The following is a 16,408-nucleotide window of genomic DNA, read 5'->3' on the forward strand; positions in this document are numbered from 1 at the left end:
GGCCGAGGCCAGGAGTTCGCGCAGGTAGACGGTCTCGCGGGTCTCGTTCGGCAATTCGATGCCGATGACGTTCCGGCCGGGCACGACCGCGACGCGGGCCGAGACCGCCGACATCGACCGGGCGATATCGTCGGACAGGCCGATCACGCGGCTGGACTTGGTGCCGGGGGCGGGCTCGAGCTCGTACAGGGTGACGACCGGGCCCGGCCGCACCGCCAGGATGTCGCCGCGCACGCCGAAATCCTGGACCGTCTGCTGCAGGTTGAGGGCGTTCTGCTCCAGCACGTCGGCATCGACCTCCTCGCTGCCGCCGGGGGCCGGCAGGGCGAGCAATTCCAGGGACGGCAGCTCGTAATCGGCGTTCTCGATGGACGCGATCTCCAGATGCCGGCCCGCCGGGATCAGGTGCGCCCGGGGCGAGACCATCGGCAGCGCAACCGGCGCGGCGGCGACCGGCTCGATCATGGTCGCGACGGGCGCGGCTTCGAGCTCAGCCTCGCCTTCGGCCTCGATCTCGGCCAAAGCCGGCTCGGGCTGCGCCGGCTCAGGCTGGGGCGCCAGCTTGCCCCGCAGCAGGACCGGACGCGGGGTCATCGGAATTACCACCCGCTCGACCTCGGCCTGCTCCGGGCCGGACACGGCCGGTGCCACCGGCACAGCCTCGGCCTGGACCGGAGGGAGCGCCGGTGCGGAACTCGGCTGCCCGGCGGCGCGGATCGCGGCCCGGGCCGCCATGGCGCTGAGCATCGGGGCGCGACGCGGAGCCTCGGCGGTCGGTGCCTCGGTGGTGTGTGCTCCAGCCGTGGCGCTGCCCGGGCCGAAGACCAGCGACAGGCCTGCCGGCGCCGACGCCGCGGCGGAGGGCAGGAACGCGCTGCGGATCGCGGCGTCCGCGTCATCCCGATGTACGGTCTCGGGCGCCTGCATCCGGCCGTTGTCCTGCCCATCGGCGGGGCGCGGCGGCTGATCGAACCGCACGAGCCGGTCGAGCACGTAGACTGGCCGCGGCGGCTGCACGGCATCCGGGATCATCGAGGTGGCGGGCTCGATGGCGGCCGGCACCGGGGTGGCCTCGGCAGGCTGCGGCTCCAGGGCCGCCCAGGCTTCCACGGACGACCAATCGCCGCCGCCGAACCAGGGCTGGACCCCCGACCAGTCCGGCAGATCGGACCAGTCCCGAGCAGGGGCCTCGATAGCGGCCTCGATCTGCGGCAGGGCGGCCTCGTCGATGAAGGACGTCTGGGCGACCATGTCCTGGATAGCCGGCTCAAGAGCGATTGAAGCCACCGTCACCGGGGCGATCACGGCCGTCGACGCGGCCAGCTCGACGGCGGGCCGGGCCGGGCGGCGGTCCGGCGTCCGGAAGAAGCGGACGCCCGGCGGGGCGACGAAGGGCTGGCGCCAGAGCGGCACCACCTCGGCCTCGTGGGCGGGACCGGACAGGACGGAGACGTCCAAGGCCTGCTCCGCCTGCGCGTCGACGGTCCGGGCGCGCTCGGCCTGTTCATGCTCCGCCTGCTCGCGGGCGGTCCGCTCGGTCTCCTGAGCCAGGGCGGCGGCCTGCGCCTCTGCGCGGGCCCGCTCCAGGGCAACGCGCTCGGCCTCCAGGGCGCGCTGGCGGCGCTCCTGCAGCACCGAATCGGGCGTACGGGTGTAGCGCACGGCCGAGGCGGTCATGGCCGGATGCGGTGCGGGGACCGGGGCGTGCAAAGGGGCACCGTCCGGAGCATGTTCGGGCGCGATGGCGGCGGGCCGGCGGGGCTGACGCACCAGCACGCCCGGCGAGGAGGCGCTGCGGTCGATCCGGCTCTCGAACACCGGTGCCTCCGGCGCATCGAGGCGCGCCCGGTCGTCGAAGACCTCGTCGGGCCAGACATGCTCGGGCGTGGCAGCGCGCGGACGCATGGAACGCTCCGGCATGTCGCGCCCGACCATCGTGGCGGGCGTGGTCAGCCAGCTCGGCTCGGCCCGACGCCCGGAAGCGCCGTGGGCCGGACGGGCGGGCAACCCGGCGGGGGAGCCGGACAGGCGGCGGGTGAGGCTGGCGCGGAGCGCCATCAGCCGATGCGCCAGGGCTCCCAGGGAGAGACCCGAGCGGTCGCCGCCGCGCACCGGGCGGGCGGGATCACGGTGAGAGTACGGAGGCCGTCCCGATGCGCGCATGGGTTCTCGAACGATACTCGAAACAGGGATCCGCCGGTGCGCGGCGGCTGCTCCGAGTTAGGCCATTCGTCGTTAATGGAGGCTTGCCATGGGGCCATCTGGTGGAAACCATGTGGGCTGTCGGTGGGGCGGTGGGACGCTGCGGGACAGGATGCCCGTAAAGAGAGAAGCCCACCTCGAAGTGCTCAATCAGAAGCATTCCGCCTGACAAATATGACGCTTGACGTCATATTGCGGCCGGCACATTTAATCCATGGCCAAGGCGACCCCCTTCTTCAGCCGCCGGATCGTTTACGACGACGGCGTGATCCTTCAGATGAAAATCGTGGTGGTGCCGACGCCCGTACGCGGATCAGCGCACAGCCTGAAATATTCACTGTTCTACGGTCGTGCCGGTGAGCGTATCCTCGCCTACGACAACGAAGCGGGGAAGGGCGACCACGTCCATCGCGGCGACCTGCCGTCGAACTACATCGTCACCACAGTCGAGCAGCTGGTCGCGGATTTCCTCAGCGAGGTCCGCCTGCTTCGCGGAGGATCGCTATGACCAAGGGCACCCTCATTCAGATCGGCGGTTCGGCCGAAGAGATCGGGGAGGCTTTCATCACGGCTTGGCACCGCGCCGAAGCGGGCGACCTCACGCCCGAACGGCCCGTACTCGTCTTTGAGAGCCTGAACGGCTTCAAGGCGGCCTTCTCGAACGCGCGGCTCGAGATCCTAGACGCGCTCGCGGATGCGCCGGCACCATCCATCACAGCCCTCGCCGGCCGCGTCGGGCGGCCCTACAGGCGCGTCTATGACGATGTCGCCGCGCTGGCATCGACCGGGGCCATACGCAAGACTGGGCGGCAGCTTACCTTGGCCGCAGCAGAGGCGACGGTGACGGTGAAATTCGGCGGAGCCAAAACGGGAAGCCGACGCGAAAAGCGGGCGGTCGAGCCCGTGAAATGAGGAGGCCATAGAGGGCATCCGAAGCCTCTCGGGCGTCCTCCACTGTATGCAGCCCCAAGATCGAGCCACATATGGGCTTGAGAGACCCTCCGACGGACAGGTGCCCGTGACCCAGCCGCCTTTCCCCTCCCCCGCCGATCTCCGGGGCCTCGGACCGGCCACCTTCAGCTCCCTCTACCGCCACGGCTTCGCCCGGGTAGCGGCCTGCACGGGCCGCAGCCACCCGGCCGAGCCCGCGCGCAACGCCGACGCGGTGCTCGCCCTCGCGCAGACCTGCCACGATGCGGGTGCGGCACTGGCGGTCTTCACCGAACTCGGGCTGTCGGCCTACGCGATCGAGGATCTGCTGCTGCAGCAGACGCTGCTCGATGCCGTGGAGGAAGAAGCCGCCCGGGTGATCGCCGAATCGGCGGGCCTGCGGCCGCTGCTGCTCGTCGGCGCGCCGCTGCGCTGGCGCCACCGGATCTACAACTGCGCGCTCGCCATCCAGGGCGGCCGCCTGCTTGGCGTGATCCCGAAGACCTTCCTGCCGAACTACCGGGAGTTCTACGAGAAGCGCCATTTCGCGTCCGGAGCGGGGATCGTCGGCGAGACCATCCGGGTCGCGGGCATCGATGCGCCGTTCGGCACCGACCTGCTGTTCCCGGCCGAGGATCTGCCGGGCCTCGTGGTCGGGGTGGAGATCTGCGAGGACCTGTGGGTGCCCGAGCCCCCCGGCATGCGCGCGGCGCTGGCCGGCGCCACGGTGCTGGCGAACCTCTCGGGCAGCCCGATCACAGTCGGCCGGGCCGAGTCGCGCGCACTCCTGTCGCGGGCCGCGTCGATGCGGGGCGCCTGCGCGTATGTCTACGCCGCCGCCGGCCAGGGCGAATCGACCACCGACCTGTCGTGGGACGGCCAGACCAGCATCGACGAGCTGGGCGTGCGCCTCGCCGAGGGCCAGCGCTTCCCGCAGGAGCCGGTGGCCACGATGGCCGATATCGACCTCGACATGATCGCCCAGGAGCGCCTCCAGGCCGGCAGCTTCGACGACGACGCGCGCCGCCACGCCCTCGCCTATCGCCGGATCCCGTTCCGGCTCGACCCGCCCGAGGCCGATCTCGGCCTGATCCGCCGGATCGAGCGCTTCCCCTTCGTGCCGGCCGACCCGTCGCGCCTCGCGCAGGATTGCTACGAAGCCTACAACATCCAGGTGGCCGGCCTCGCCCAGCGGCTTGAGGCCACCCGCACCCGCAAGGCCATCATCGGCGTCTCGGGCGGCCTCGATTCGACCCACGCGCTGATCGTGATCGCCAAGGCGTTCGACCGCTTGGGATACCCGCGCTCCGACATCATGGCCTACACGCTGCCGGGCTTCGCCACCTCGAACGCCACCAAGACCAACGCCCACGCGCTCATGAAGGCGCTCGGCTGCACGGCCGCCGAGATCGACATCCGCCCGGCCGCCAAGCAGATGCTCGCCGACATGAACCACCCCTTCGCCAGGGGCGAGGCGGTCTACGACGTGACTTTCGAGAACGTGCAGGCGGGGCTGCGCACCGATTACCTGTTCCGGTTGGCCAACAACGCGGGCGGTCTCGTAGTCGGCACCGGCGACCTCTCGGAACTGGCGCTCGGCTGGTGCACCTACGGCGTCGGCGACCAGATGAGCCACTATGCGGTCAATGCCGGCGTACCCAAGACCCTGATCCAGCATCTGATCCGCTGGGCGATCGGCAACGGCGAGGTCGGGCCCGAGGAGGCGCGCACGCTGCAGGCGGTCCTCGACACCGAGATCTCCCCCGAACTGGTGCCGATGGACCAGGACGACAGCCCGCAGAGCACGGAGGCCACGATCGGCCCCTACGCGCTGCAGGATTTCAACCTGTTCTACACGCTGCGCTACGGGTTCCGCCCCTCGAAGATCGCCTTCCTGGCGGTGCACGCCTGGGGCGACAAGGACCATGGCTTCTGGGCGCCGGACTTCCCCGAAGCCAAGCGGGTCGCCTACGACCTTCCCGAGATCCGGCGCTGGCTTGGCGTGTTCCTGAACCGCTATTTCGGCTTCAGCCAGTTCAAGCGCTCGGCACTCCCGAACGGCCCGAAGGTCTCGGCCGGCGGTTCCCTGTCGCCCCGGGGCGACTGGCGCGCGCCCTCGGACGGCTCGGCGCGGATCTGGATCGACGAGCTGAACCGAAACGTCCCTGAAACTTGACCGTCACAAACTCGACCGATTGTGCCATTATGAGCACGGTCAAGCCAATTATTGCCAGTGCAGGCTCCTGCACAGGGAACAGGTGGCTTCAAGGGCGGCCAGGCGGAGGACTTCGAATGCGAAGCTACAACCTGTTCCAGCTCAAGGGCGAGGAGGGCCTCTGCTGCGCGGTGCCGGAGGCGAGCACGGTGCCGCCCTTCATCGGTGCCGGCCGGTGGGTTTTCGGCGGCAAGCTCTGTGACGGCAGCCGTCAGCCCCTCGACTTCGACGACCGGGCCGCCGACACCGCCGTGCGCTTCAACGGCTTCTATCTGTTCCAGACGGTGGACCGGCGCTTCACGGCGTGAGCGGGGACTCCGCACGCACTTTCCTCCCTGCCGGGATGTGAGACGCGCGGAACCGGCGGCTGCCGCACTGCTCCCGGACGAGAACCCGCATCCGCCCGCTCTCTATCGATATCCGGCTCTGAAATAGGTCCGGAGTCCGGTATCCCGACGAAGATTCCTTAAGAGCTGGCGTGCAGACTCTGTCGAATTGTCAGCCTTCCGGAGCCGCACGTATGTCGGAGCACCGCCGAGAGACGCGCCAGAGGGTCTTCCTCAAGGGGCGCATCGTCTTCAACAACGGGTCGTCCAGCTTCGACTGCCTCGTGCGCGACATGTCCTCGTCCGGCGCGCGCCTCGTCATGAGCGAGACCACGACGCTGCCGGAGGTGTTCGACCTCTACATCCCGCAGAAGGACCGCACCTACCGGGCGACCCTGCGCTGGCGGCGGGAGGACGGGATCGGCGTGACCTTCGAGGACGCCGCCCGGGCTGCGGCTGCGGCGGTGCCCGATCCGGTCGCCACCGATGCCTCCGTCACCCTGCTGCTGCGGCGCGTGAGCGAGCTGGAGACCGAGAACGCCGCCCTGCGCCGACTGCTCGCCAGCATGGCCCAGGGCGATTCGGCCAGCGCGGCCTGACCCTTAGCGCTGCGTGTCGAGCGCCGCGCGGATGCGCGCCGCGTGCTCGGCCAGGATCGTGTTGTCGGCCATGCCGCCCTCGTGGCGCTTCAGCGGCACGTCCTCCCGCCGCGGGATGACGTGGACGTGCAGGTGGAACACGGTCTGGCCGCCGGCCGGCTCGTTGAACTGGAACACCGTAAGCCCGTCCGCCTGGAACGCCGCCTTCACGCCCCGCGCGACGTGCTGGACGCTTGCCATCAGGGCCGCGAGCGATTCGGGGTCGGCATCGAGGAGGCCGCGGGCCGGCGCCTTGGGGATCACCAGGGTATGGCCCTCGCCCTGGGGCATCACGTCCATGAAGGCCAGCGTCTGCGCGTCCTCGTAGACGCGGTGGCAGGGGATCTCGCCGCGCAGGATCTTGGCGAAGATGTTGTCGGGGTCGTAGCGCGCGTCGGCCATGCCGCCTCCGGAAAACCTTGAGCGGCGACAGGTTGCACGGGCCGCCCAGCCGCGTCCACATGGGAACCGGCCGTGCACTGGAACGCTTGCACCGCCGCGGCTGGAGCGTGGCGGTGCCCGGTGGGCGGCGCGGATCGGGGTGCAGAGGTTTACCGGATGGCGCACGAGAGCACGGGGGCGATCTACGCGGCGGCGGGCGCCAATCTTGCCATCGCGGTGGCGAAGTTCGTCGGTGGGGCGCTGACCGGCTCGACCGCGATGCTCGCCGAGGGCGTGCATTCGGTGGTCGACACAGCCAATCAGGTGCTGCTGCTGGTGGGCATGAAGCGGTCCGAGCGGCCCGCCGACGACCGGCACCCGTTCGGCTACGGCCGCGAGATCTACTTCTACGCCTTCGTGGTCGCCCTGATGATCTTCCTCGGGGGTGGCGTCTTCGCGGTCTACGAGGGCATCGAGCGCGTTCGCCACCCCGAGCCGGACGTGGACGCCGAACTCTTCGGCTACAAGCTGCCCGGGATCTGGGTGAATGTCGGCATCCTGGGCTTCGCCATCGTGGCCGAGGGCACCTCGTTCTTCGTGGCGATGCGCCAGTTCTGGGCCGAGAAGGGCCAGCACTCGGCCGTGCGGGCGATCCGGCGCAGCAAGGATCCGACCCTGTTCACGGTTCTGGCCGAGGACACCGCGGCGCTGATCGGCCTGCTGATCGCCCTCACCGGGGTCGCCTTGAGCCATATCCTGGAAATGCCGAGCCTCGATGGCTGGGCCTCGGTGGGGATCGGCCTCGTGCTGATCGGGATGGCCGGCTTCCTGATGGTCGAGACCCATGGCCTGTTGATCGGCGAGGCCGCCGATCCCGAGGTCGTCGCTGCGATCTTCGAGCTGGCCCGCGCCGAGCCGGGCGTGCTCCACGTCAACGAGGTGCTAACTCAGCACCTCGGCCCCTCCGACATCCTAGTCAATCTCAGCATCGACATGGCCGATGACGTAAGCGCGGGCGATGTCGAGGGCCTCGTGACCCGCCTCGACCGGGCGCTGAAGCAGCGCAATCCGGACGTGACCCGGGTGTTCGTCGAGATCCAGCAGCAGGGGGATCACGGGGTGCGGCGGGCAGCGTGAGGGGGGGCTTCACGGCGGCACCCTTTCCTGGGCGCATGGAGCGAAAGCGGAATGCGACCCGGGAACCAGCATAGGAAGCGCCGCGCAAGCGGCACTGTTTGATGCCGTCAGACGCTTCGCGACGTCTCATGCTAGATCCCGGATCAGGTTCCGCTGCCGCTACACCTGTCCGGGAAAGGGGCGCCTGAACAGACCCGCCCCGAACCGCAGCCGAGGAAACCATGAAGCCAAGTGAGGCGCCTAGCGATCCGGCGACGATCAAGCAGGGGCGCCGGACCGCTACAGCGAGCGCGGACGCAGCGATTCCTTTTGCGGAGCGTGTGGCGGCAATCCGCCGAGCAGCCTTCGCGAAGGCCAAGCGGGCCCGCAGACATCTCTGACCCCCGAAGAACGCGATGCGCTCTGGGGGACATGACGCTCTTCAAGACCTCTATCAAACCTGGCTTCGTGTCGGCCGCCGCCTGAGCCAGTCTCCCCTCATTCACTCCGCCCCACCTGCTTCAGGCTCAGCGCCCAGACCCGCTCCTGCACGCCCTCGTCGCGGCTCTCGGACGAGGAGGCCTTGGGCTTCGAATGGGAGAAGTAGCGGCCTGTGACGCCATCGAGCTCGGGGGCGCTCGCTACGTGGAGCGAGGTCTGCGCGCCCTTCTCCGGTGTTGTCAGGAACGGCCGCATCAGCGACCACGCGGTACCGAACAGGCCGCCGGTGTTCCGGGCGAAGCCCGTATTGATCACCCCCGGATGCAGGGCATTGACCGTGATGCCTTCGCCCCGCAGCCGCCGGGCGAGGGCATAGGTGAACAGCACGTTGCCGAGCTTGGCCTGCGCGTAGGCCCGCATGGCCCCGTAGCGCCGTGCGCCCTCGATGTCGTCGAAATCGACATGCCCTCGGGTATGAGCCGCGGAGGCGACGTTGACGATCCGCGGCTTGCCGCCGGCCGCCGCGGACGCCTTGAGGGTGTCGAGCAGTTCGAGCGTCAGCAGCACGTAGCCCAGATGGTCGAGCGCCCAGGTGCGCTCGATCCCGTCGACGGTCAGGGTGCGGTGGTCGAAGATCGCGCCGGCATTGTTCACCAGCACGTCGAGGCGGGGATAGGCGTCCCGCAGGGTCGCGGCGAGACGCCGGATCTCGGCCTGGGCCGAGAGGTCGGCGATGTGCGGATCGACCACGGCGCCCGGCGCCGCGGCGCGGATCTGGTCCGCGCTCGCTCGCGTCCGCGCGGCATCGCGCCCGACGATGGCGACCCGCGCGCCTAAGCGCGCGAGGCCCAAGGCCGTCTCGTAGCCGATCCCGTTGGTCGCCCCTGTGACGAGGCAGACCGTGCCGCGCATCACGCGCGCCTCAGAACACCGCCTGGCCGACCGCGAAGGCGATGACCACGATCACGATGGCGACCAGCAGGAACAGGCCGAACAGGATCCGGGCCAGCGAGCCCGCCCCCGAGGCGATGCCGGTGAAGCCGAGGCCGCCGGCAATCAGCGAGATCACGAAGCAGATGAGGGCCCATTTCAGGAGGGTCATGGCATCACTCCACACGCGCCCGACGACCGGGCTAGGTTTCGTTGCCTCAACCAATGCCAAGCGAGACCGTTCCGCGGTCCAGCCCCAGGCCGCTTATTTTCTTAAGGCCGGTCAGGCGGTCTGACTTACCGGCTGCGCCGGCACGTCGGCCCGCTCCAGCATGATCTCCGCGAGCGTGTGGTAGAGGCCGCCCCGGCAGACCGCCTTCGAGGCGGCGTCGGAGACCAATGCGGCCACCATCAGCGGGATCATCATGGCGTGGTTCTGGGTCATCTCGGTGACGATGACGAAGCTGGTGATCGGCGCCTGGAGCACGCCCGTCAAATAGGCCACCATGCCGATCAGCACGAGGGCGCCCACCGGCATATCGGGCAGCAGGCTGTGGACCGTGCCGCCGAGGCCGGCCCCGACCGCGAGCGACGGCGCGAACAACCCGCCCGGGATGCCGCTGATCGAGCTCAGCACGGTGGCGGCGAATTTCAACGGCGCGTAGGCCCAGCCGGCCGCGGCATCGCCGTGGAGGATATTCCGGGCCTCCTCGTAGCCGGTGCCGTAGGCCGTTCCGCCCGAGGCGAGGCCGCACAGGGCGACGCACAACCCGCAGGCGGCCGCGAACACCACCGGCCGAGCTCGGATCAGGCGGCCGGCGCGCCCCGGTAGCCCGCGGGCAAACAGGATCACGATCCGGCTGAACAACCCGCCCGCGAGCCCGCCGACGGCCGCGATCAGCAGCACGACCCAGCTCGCCGCGAACGGCAGCTCAGCCTGGGTGGTGCCGAAATAGGTGTAATTGCCCAGAAGCCACAGCGAGGTCAGGCCCGCCGCGACGATCCCGGCCACGATCAGGCCGGAGGAGCGTGCCTCGTAGGCCCGGCCCAATTCCTCGATCCCGAACACGATGCCGGCGAGCGGCGTATTGAAGGCCGCAGCGACGCCAGCCGCGCCCCCCGCCAGCAACAGGCCCGGCAGGCGGTCCGGCGTGAGTCGGCCGAAGGCCGCCATGATGGCGGCGCCGACCTGTACGGTCGGCCCCTCGCGGCCTGCCGAGGCGCCGCAGAACAGCCCGAGGAACAGCACCAGCACCTTGCCGAGGGCCACCCGTGGGGAGATCAGCGAGAACCGGAAGCGCGCATCCCGGGCGTGCCGGGCCGCGATCACCTGCGGGATGCCCGAGCCCTGCGAATTCGGGAACACCGTGCGGGCGAGCAGCGCCGCGAGCGCGAAGCCGGCGGGCGTCAGCACCAGCGCGATCAGCGGGGAGATCGCGATGAGCCGCCGGAATCCGTCCTGCGCGAGGTCTGCCCCTTTGGCCATCAGCACGGCAGCGAGGCCGACGCAGATGCCCCCGGCCAGGAACAGCATCCGGCCGCGCCAGAGCGGGTAGGCCTCCAGCGAGGCCGAGCGCAGGCGCATGATCGAGCGGCGGTAGCGGGAGCGCCGCGGGCGGGGGGATCCGGCCGTTTCCCGCACGTCGTCCCGTGTGTCCACCATGATCGAGTACTGCACCCGCGCCGCCGGAGCGGATGCTATACCGCACTTGATGTGGCGTGGCCCAGGTCAGTCAAGGCACGCCGGCCCCGGCATATCACCCGGGCTCGATTCGAAGGCCTTGATCGATGCGCCTGATCCGGGACCGGGCCCCTTTCAACCCTCTGCGGCGCAGAGTTTCTCTACCGCTTTCACGTACCCCTTCGCGTCGAACTTCTTCAGTGAGTTCTCGCTCTGGTAGCGGACGGTCCCGAAAACCTTGCGTCGCGCCCAGGGCCGGTCGTGCAGGCCGTAGACCCAGGCGACATTGGTGAAGGAGTTCGCGTCGCGCCCGTCGAGGAAGTAGCGGTTGTTGAGCCGAAGCGTGCGGGCGAACCCCTCCTCGGGCGAGGGGGACCAATCGAGGATCTTCTTGCCCCAGTACATCCGCAGCTGGTTGTGCATGTAGCCGGTCTCGCGCATCTCCCGCATCGCGGCGTTCCAGTAGAGGTCGTGGGTCTCGCCGGCCGCCAGTTCGGCCTCCGAATAGGCGTGCGGGCGTTCATCCTTCGCGTGCTCAGCGAGCGTCTTGCGCGCCCAGTCCGGCACGGCCTTCTCGTAGGAATCGTAGCCCTCCGTGTAGAAGACGTGGTTCATCGCGAGCTCGCGCCGGACGATCAGTTCCTCCAGATAAGCGCCGCGGTCGTCGTCGTCGCCGATCTTGGCTTCGCGCACCGCCAGGGCGATCTCGACGGGCGAGATCTGACCGAAATGCAGGTAGGGGCTCATGTGCGAGGCGGCGGCCGCCTCCGGCATGTTGCGGCCCGCGCCGTAGCCCGCGAAGCCGTCCGCCACGAACGCCTTCAGGCGCTTGCGGGCCTGCGTCTCGCCGCCGATGAAGCGCTTCACCGGCCCGACCACGCGATCGAGCGTCATGCCGGCGAGCACCGCCTCGGGGTCCGAGACGTCGATGGCACTCTTCAGCTTGAGCGTCTCGGCCGCGTGCTTGGGCTTGCGCGGCTTCAGCTCTTCGATGAACGGGTCCCAGAGCCGGTTCAGCTTCGGCCGCAGGGTCCGGGCGGCGTATTCATGCTTGTTCGAGGCTACCTCGACCGGCACCACCACGTCGCCCTCGACCTGGACGATCCGGGTCTTCACCGCCTCGGTGATCTCCGCGTACCAGCCCTTCTGGATGGCGAGATAGCCCCGGTCGAGGACGAGGAGTGCCGCGTCCTTCGCGAGGTCGATGGCGACCTTTGCGGGCGAGGCCTTGCGCATGACGAAGCCGATCCCGCGCTTCTCCAGACCGGCCTTCGCATCCGCAAGACCCTGGAGCAGGAAGGCGTAATGCCGGGCGTTGGCCTCGGGAAAGCCGCTGGCGCCATCGAGCAGACCGAAGCAGGCGACCACCGGGAGGCCCAGGTGGTTCGCTTCCTCAATGGCCAGTTCAAGCGCCGGGTTGAACGAGGCCCGATTGGCCTGTTGCAGGAGATAGAGCACGTAAGCCCCGTCTTCGCGCGGCTCGACGTCGTTGAGAACCCGGATCCGCTCACTCTGGATCGCCATGCTCACCCTGATCCCCACTTCGCGTCATGCGCCGAACACTGGCCCTGAAAGCTAGAGCGGATCGCGCCGTCGTCTCTCCGGGGCGTGAGCACGCCCGGCGATCGTCGAGCCCCGGGGAAGCAGTGGGGATGAACGACCCAAACCTGCATTGGGCCAGCGACTTACGCTGCATTCGACACAGGTTTTACGCGGGAGCTCCGGGATCTACCCTCGGGAACGAGCCTGCGGCATTTTCAGCACAGGGGTCCGTGGACACGTGTGCCGTCGCACAAAAGGACAGCGGTGCTGTCCTGATGGTCTTGCAATTTTTAGCCACGGGCGCAGATTGTGCAGCGCGGGACAGCGATGGCGTCGCGGTCCTGCAGCCCTTCTTGGGCGTTTCCTCCCTAGACTTCGGGCCGCTCCTTCGGGAGTGGCCTTTTTTCTGTGCGGTGGTCCATGGGGGCCTGTCACAGAACCGTGTCTGTCCGACTGGATCCGGCCGGATCCTAACGTCATGCTGGCACCGAGCGCCGGAACAGGCGCGGGAGGACACGCCATGCGGATCTCTGCGAGGATCGTTGCCGCGCTGCCGGCGCTCGCCTGCCTGCTCGCCCTCGCGGGCCCGGCGGCGGCCACGGACCCGCCGCGGTTCCAGGTCGATCCCACTTGGCCGAAGCCGCTGCCGAACGATTGGATCCTGGGTCAGGCCGCGGGCGTCGCCGCCGACGCGCAGGACAACATCTGGGTGATCCAGCGACCGCGTACCCTCACCGACGACGAGAAGGCCGCGAGCCTCGATCCGCCCCGGACCAAATGCTGCAAGCCGGCCCCGCCGGTGCTGGAATTCGATCAGGCCGGCAACCTTCTACGGAGTTGGGGTGGCCCCGGGACTGGCTACGACTGGCCGGCCAACGAGCACGGCATACAGATCGACGGCCAGGGTTTCGTCTGGATCGCCGGCAATGGCGATCAGGACGGGCAGCTTCTGAAGTTCACCCCCGAGGGCAAGTTCGTGCTGCAGATCGGCAAGTCCGGCCCGCAGACCGACAGCCGCGACACCAGCCGTCTCGGGAAGCCCGCCAACGTCGATTTCGATATGGCGGCCAACGAGGTCTACGTGGCGGACGGCTACTACAACCACCGCATCATCGTGTTCGACCGGGACACGGGGGCGTTCAAGCGGATGTGGGGCGCCTACGGCAAGCCGCCCACCGACGACAAGCTCGGCCCCTACGATCCGGCGGCCGCTCCGGCCCAGCAATTCGCCAACCCAGTCCACTGCGTGCGCATCGCCAAGGACGGGTTGGTCTATGTCTGTGACCGGACCAACGACCGGGTTCAGGTGTTCAGGAAGGACGGGAGCTTCGTGACGGAGTTCTTCGTGGAGAAGAACACCCGGGCCAACGGCTCGGTCTGGGAACTGGCGCTCTGGCCGGACGCGGACCAGACCTATCTCCTCAATGCCGACGGGGCCAACAACGAGGTCCGTACCCTGGAGCGCGCCACCGGCGCAGTGGTGGGTGCCTTCGGCCGCAACGGCCGCATGGCAGGCCAGTTTCACTGGATCCACAATCTCGCGGTCGATTCGCAGGGGAACGTCTTCACGACAGAGGTCGATACCGGCAAGCGGGCGCAGAAATTCGTTCCGGCGGGGGATGTCGGTCTGCCCAAACGCGTACCGTGACCCGTCGCTGAACATGATGGGGCATGCAGCTTCCCGCTTCTCGGGCCTGCCCGGTCGGGCAGGCTTGTGACGTCGGAGGGCGGATCGGCCGATCGGACCGGGAGTTCTCGCGAACGATTCTCGCCTCCGAGGGCCAACGCCCTAGCTTTCCGCGTACGATCCGGCCAACCTAGTCCCGCTCGAGCGCTGGCTTTTGGCTCGTCCGATGCCGCTCATATGATCTCGGGCTGCTTCGAAGCGTGCCTCGGGGCTCCGCAAAGCGCGTCGGGTTTGCCCGTAGGCCGGACAGCCGAACCGCGACACAGGGAGAAGGACCAATATGATTCTCGTGAGCGTGATGTACCCGTCGGGCCCGAGCTTCGACATGGGCTATTACCTCGGCCATCACATGCCGCTGGTCCGGGAGCGCTGGTCCGCGCTGGGCCTGCACGACGCTAAGGTAGTCAAGGGCGCCGGGACGCCGGATGGCGGCACTGCGCCGATCCAGGTCATGGCTCTGCTGACCTTCGAATCGGTCGATGCGTTCCAGAAGGCCGTTGCCGCCCATGGCACCGAGATCTTCGCCGATATCCCGAACTTCACCCAGGTGCAGGCCCAGGTTCAGATCAACGACTTTGCGGAGGGCCCGTGATCGATATCATCAAGGCGGTGCAGGGGGCTGATCCCAGCCTCGGCACCTACGTCATCGTCCTGCGGAGCGACTCGCGAGCGCTCGACGGCTCGGAAAAGCTGTCGGCTGAGGCTCAGTCCTGGCTGGCCGCCAACGCCCCCGGCGGCCGTCTCGCGCACGTGAAGATCCAGCTCGCGCCCTACCCGGGCGCAGGCCCGGACGAGCGTGACGTCACCGTCATGGCCTTCGCGGAGGCACGGGAGCTCGCCGCTTTCGCGACACACTGGACCGGCGATCCGCTGGAGGACGAATAAAGGCTCGGTTAACGACGATGTTTCACGTGAAACATTCGTAAACCAGTTTACCCAGGTGCGCGTCGCACGCGGCCTCACCGACGAACGGGAACCGGCCCGTTCATGCCGGGCCAGTCGGAATAGCCGTTCGCACCTCCACCGTACCAATAGGCCTTCGGCGCCTCGGCCACGGGTGCGCCGGTGGCGAACCGCTCCACCAGATCGGGATTGGCGAGGTAGGGCCGGCCGAAGCTGAACAGGTCCGCTCGACCTTCGGCCAGTTCCTGCTCGGCGAGATCGAGGGTCAGCCCGTTATTGCCGATGTAGGCGCCCTTGAAGCGGCGGCGTAGCGCCTGGAGATCGACGCCCTCCGGCGCATCACGGGTCTGCTGCGTCACACCTTCGATCGCGTGGACGTAGAGAAGCCCGAACCCGTTGAGCGCGTCGAGATAGCTGCCGTAGGTGGCGTTCGGATCGGAATCGAGTGGGGTCTCGCCCGGCTGCGTCGTAGCGGGCGAGATCCGGATGCCGACGCGGCCGCCGCCGCCCCAGACCTCGGTCACGGCCTGGACCACCTCCAGGGGGAAGCGCAGACGGTTCTCGGTCGAGCCGCCGTAGCGGTCGGTCCGCTGGTTGGTTGAATCGCGCACGAATTGTTCGAGCAGGTAGTTGTTGGCCGAGTGGATCTCGACGCCGTCGAACCCGGCCCGCTTGGCGTTCTCCGCGGCCCGGCGGTAATCCGCCACGATGCCGGGGATCTCGTCGGTCTCCAGGGCACGGGGCGTCACGTGGGGCTTCATCCCCTCGCGCGTGAAGGCGGTGCCCTCCGGCTTGATCGCCGAGGCCGAGACCGGAAGGTCCCCGCCGGGCTGTAGATCGGGATGCGAGATCCGGCCCGTGTGCCAGAGTTGAAGAAAGATCAGACCGTTATTGGCGTGGACAGTCCGGACGATCCGCGACCAGCTCTCCACCTGCGCGTCGGACCAGATCCCGGGGGTATAGGCGTAGCCCACGGCCTGGGGCGAGATGTTGGTCGCCTCCGCGACGATAAGGCCGGCGCTCGACCGCTGACCATAATAATCGGCGGCGAATTCCGGCGGCACCCCGTCGTTGTTCGAGCGGCTGCGGGTGAGCGGCGCCATCACGACGCGGTTCTTGAGGCTCAGGCCACCGATCGTGACCGGCTGAAGGATCGGGCTGTTCGGCATAAGGGCTCGCAGAGGCTCTGACGATCGGGGGTGTGCGCCGGGCGTCGGGTGCGCGTGTCACGGTTCGACGCGGAACCGGAGCGCCCCGTCGAGCCGACAACCCCCGACGGTTGGGTCGAGGTTCCACGCAGGCCCAAGCTCAGGTTCCTTCGCCGCAGGGTCGGCGGCCAGGAACTTGGCCGTACCGCGCAGGGCTTACCCGGAGAGACGGCCGCACCCGGCCTCACCCCACCGACATCTGGAGACG

The 16,408-nt window shown here is 68.8% G+C and carries 16 protein-coding genes; 9 read left to right on the top strand and 7 right to left on the bottom strand.

Going from position 1 to position 16,408, the window contains the following annotated elements:
* Positions 1-2,163 (bottom strand): DNA translocase FtsK (locus tag OXS27_RS16695; RefSeq protein ID WP_267357627.1); only part of this gene is annotated, 2,163 nt, incomplete at its 3' end.
* Positions 2,164-2,416: 253 nt separating this feature from the next.
* Here OXS27_RS16695 and OXS27_RS16700 point away from each other — a divergent pair.
* The 5 genes from OXS27_RS16700 (at position 2,417) to OXS27_RS16720 (ending at position 6,272) form a co-directional block, all read left to right on the top strand.
* The gene (locus tag OXS27_RS16700) at positions 2,417-2,710 is read left to right on the top strand and encodes a DUF6516 family protein (protein ID WP_243919070.1); all 294 of its coding nucleotides are present in this window, start codon (positions 2,417-2,419) and stop codon (positions 2,708-2,710) included.
* Complete coding sequence (locus OXS27_RS16705) at positions 2,707-3,114, top strand: hypothetical protein (RefSeq protein WP_267357631.1); 408 nt, start codon at positions 2,707-2,709, stop codon at positions 3,112-3,114. Before OXS27_RS16700 ends, OXS27_RS16705 begins: the two co-directional genes overlap by 4 nt.
* Positions 3,115-3,220: 106 nt before the next feature.
* Entirely contained in the window at positions 3,221-5,308 is a 2,088-nt protein-coding gene (locus OXS27_RS16710) for an NAD(+) synthase (protein WP_267357634.1), read from the top strand.
* Positions 5,309-5,424: 116 nt separating this feature from the next.
* Entirely contained in the window at positions 5,425-5,655 is a 231-nt protein-coding gene (locus OXS27_RS16715; protein WP_243919075.1) for a hypothetical protein, read from the top strand.
* 212 nt (positions 5,656-5,867) lie between these two features.
* On the top strand, positions 5,868-6,272 hold the full coding sequence (locus OXS27_RS16720; RefSeq protein WP_243919077.1) for a PilZ domain-containing protein: 405 nt from the start codon (positions 5,868-5,870) through the stop codon (positions 6,270-6,272).
* Positions 6,273-6,275: 3 nt separating this feature from the next.
* Here OXS27_RS16720 and OXS27_RS16725 read toward each other — a convergent pair whose 3' ends face one another.
* A complete protein-coding gene (locus OXS27_RS16725) occupies positions 6,276-6,713 on the bottom strand; it encodes an HIT family protein (protein WP_267357637.1) in 438 nt (145 codons plus the stop codon).
* A 156-nt stretch (positions 6,714-6,869) separates the two neighbouring features.
* On the opposite strand from OXS27_RS16725, the gene OXS27_RS16730 reads away from it, so the two are divergent.
* Positions 6,870-7,829, top strand: coding sequence for a cation diffusion facilitator family transporter (locus OXS27_RS16730; protein WP_243919082.1), 960 nt, complete (start codon positions 6,870-6,872; stop codon positions 7,827-7,829).
* Positions 7,830-8,306: 477 nt separating this feature from the next.
* On the opposite strand, the gene OXS27_RS16735 is transcribed toward OXS27_RS16730, so the two are convergent.
* From OXS27_RS16735 to OXS27_RS16750, 4 genes are all read right to left on the bottom strand, one after another.
* A complete protein-coding gene (locus OXS27_RS16735; protein WP_267357639.1) occupies positions 8,307-9,161 on the bottom strand; it encodes an SDR family oxidoreductase in 855 nt (284 codons plus the stop codon).
* A 10-nt stretch (positions 9,162-9,171) separates the two neighbouring features.
* A complete protein-coding gene (locus OXS27_RS16740) occupies positions 9,172-9,351 on the bottom strand; it encodes a DUF1328 domain-containing protein (RefSeq protein WP_007566531.1) in 180 nt (59 codons plus the stop codon).
* 111 nt (positions 9,352-9,462) lie between these two features.
* Entirely contained in the window at positions 9,463-10,842 is a 1,380-nt protein-coding gene (locus OXS27_RS16745; protein WP_267357645.1) for a chloride channel protein, read from the bottom strand.
* A 153-nt stretch (positions 10,843-10,995) separates the two neighbouring features.
* Complete coding sequence (locus OXS27_RS16750; protein WP_267357647.1) at positions 10,996-12,384, bottom strand: deoxyribodipyrimidine photo-lyase; 1,389 nt, start codon at positions 12,382-12,384, stop codon at positions 10,996-10,998.
* A gap of 538 nt (positions 12,385-12,922) precedes the next feature.
* Here OXS27_RS16750 and OXS27_RS16755 point away from each other — a divergent pair.
* The 3 genes from OXS27_RS16755 (at position 12,923) to OXS27_RS16765 (ending at position 14,974) form a co-directional block, all read left to right on the top strand.
* Positions 12,923-14,050 carry a hypothetical protein gene (locus OXS27_RS16755; protein ID WP_267357649.1) on the top strand — a complete coding sequence of 376 codons (1,128 nt, stop codon included), beginning with the start codon at positions 12,923-12,925 and terminating at the stop codon, positions 14,048-14,050.
* A gap of 319 nt (positions 14,051-14,369) precedes the next feature.
* Entirely contained in the window at positions 14,370-14,681 is a 312-nt protein-coding gene (locus tag OXS27_RS16760; RefSeq protein ID WP_267357651.1) for an EthD family reductase, read from the top strand.
* Positions 14,678-14,974, top strand: coding sequence for a hypothetical protein (locus OXS27_RS16765; protein ID WP_267357653.1), 297 nt, complete (start codon positions 14,678-14,680; stop codon positions 14,972-14,974). The genes OXS27_RS16760 and OXS27_RS16765 overlap by 4 nt, the downstream gene beginning before the upstream one ends.
* Before the next feature lie 74 nt (positions 14,975-15,048).
* Here OXS27_RS16765 and OXS27_RS16770 read toward each other — a convergent pair whose 3' ends face one another.
* Entirely contained in the window at positions 15,049-16,161 is a 1,113-nt protein-coding gene (locus tag OXS27_RS16770; RefSeq protein WP_267357655.1) for an alkene reductase, read from the bottom strand.
* Positions 16,162-16,408 lie beyond the last annotated feature (247 nt).

The sequence above is a fragment of the Methylobacterium sp. GC_Met_3 genome (assembly GCF_026540775.1).
In the GTDB taxonomy this organism is placed as follows: Bacteria; Pseudomonadota; Alphaproteobacteria; order Rhizobiales; family Beijerinckiaceae; genus Methylobacterium.

What these genes read in the sequence shown, in the direction of transcription:
- OXS27_RS16700 (WP_243919070.1), top strand. Translation starts at nt 2,417, where the DNA reads ATGGCCAAGGCGACCCCCTTCTTCAGCCGCCGGATCGTTTACGACGAC.
- OXS27_RS16705 (WP_267357631.1), top strand. Translation starts at nt 2,707, where the DNA reads ATGACCAAGGGCACCCTCATTCAGATCGGCGGTTCGGCCGAAGAGATC.
- OXS27_RS16715 (WP_243919075.1), top strand. Translation starts at nt 5,425, where the DNA reads ATGCGAAGCTACAACCTGTTCCAGCTCAAGGGCGAGGAGGGCCTCTGC.
- OXS27_RS16720 (WP_243919077.1), top strand. Translation starts at nt 5,868, where the DNA reads ATGTCGGAGCACCGCCGAGAGACGCGCCAGAGGGTCTTCCTCAAGGGG.
- OXS27_RS16725 (WP_267357637.1), bottom strand. Translation starts at nt 6,713, where the DNA reads ATGGCCGACGCGCGCTACGACCCCGACAACATCTTCGCCAAGATCCTG.
- OXS27_RS16730 (WP_243919082.1), top strand. Translation starts at nt 6,870, where the DNA reads ATGGCGCACGAGAGCACGGGGGCGATCTACGCGGCGGCGGGCGCCAAT.
- OXS27_RS16735 (WP_267357639.1), bottom strand. Translation starts at nt 9,161, where the DNA reads ATGCGCGGCACGGTCTGCCTCGTCACAGGGGCGACCAACGGGATCGGC.
- OXS27_RS16740 (WP_007566531.1), bottom strand. Translation starts at nt 9,351, where the DNA reads ATGACCCTCCTGAAATGGGCCCTCATCTGCTTCGTGATCTCGCTGATT.
- OXS27_RS16745 (WP_267357645.1), bottom strand. Translation starts at nt 10,842, where the DNA reads ATGGTGGACACACGGGACGACGTGCGGGAAACGGCCGGATCCCCCCGC.
- OXS27_RS16750 (WP_267357647.1), bottom strand. Translation starts at nt 12,384, where the DNA reads ATGGCGATCCAGAGTGAGCGGATCCGGGTTCTCAACGACGTCGAGCCG.
- OXS27_RS16755 (WP_267357649.1), top strand. Translation starts at nt 12,923, where the DNA reads ATGCGGATCTCTGCGAGGATCGTTGCCGCGCTGCCGGCGCTCGCCTGC.
- OXS27_RS16760 (WP_267357651.1), top strand. Translation starts at nt 14,370, where the DNA reads ATGATTCTCGTGAGCGTGATGTACCCGTCGGGCCCGAGCTTCGACATG.
- OXS27_RS16770 (WP_267357655.1), bottom strand. Translation starts at nt 16,161, where the DNA reads ATGCCGAACAGCCCGATCCTTCAGCCGGTCACGATCGGTGGCCTGAGC.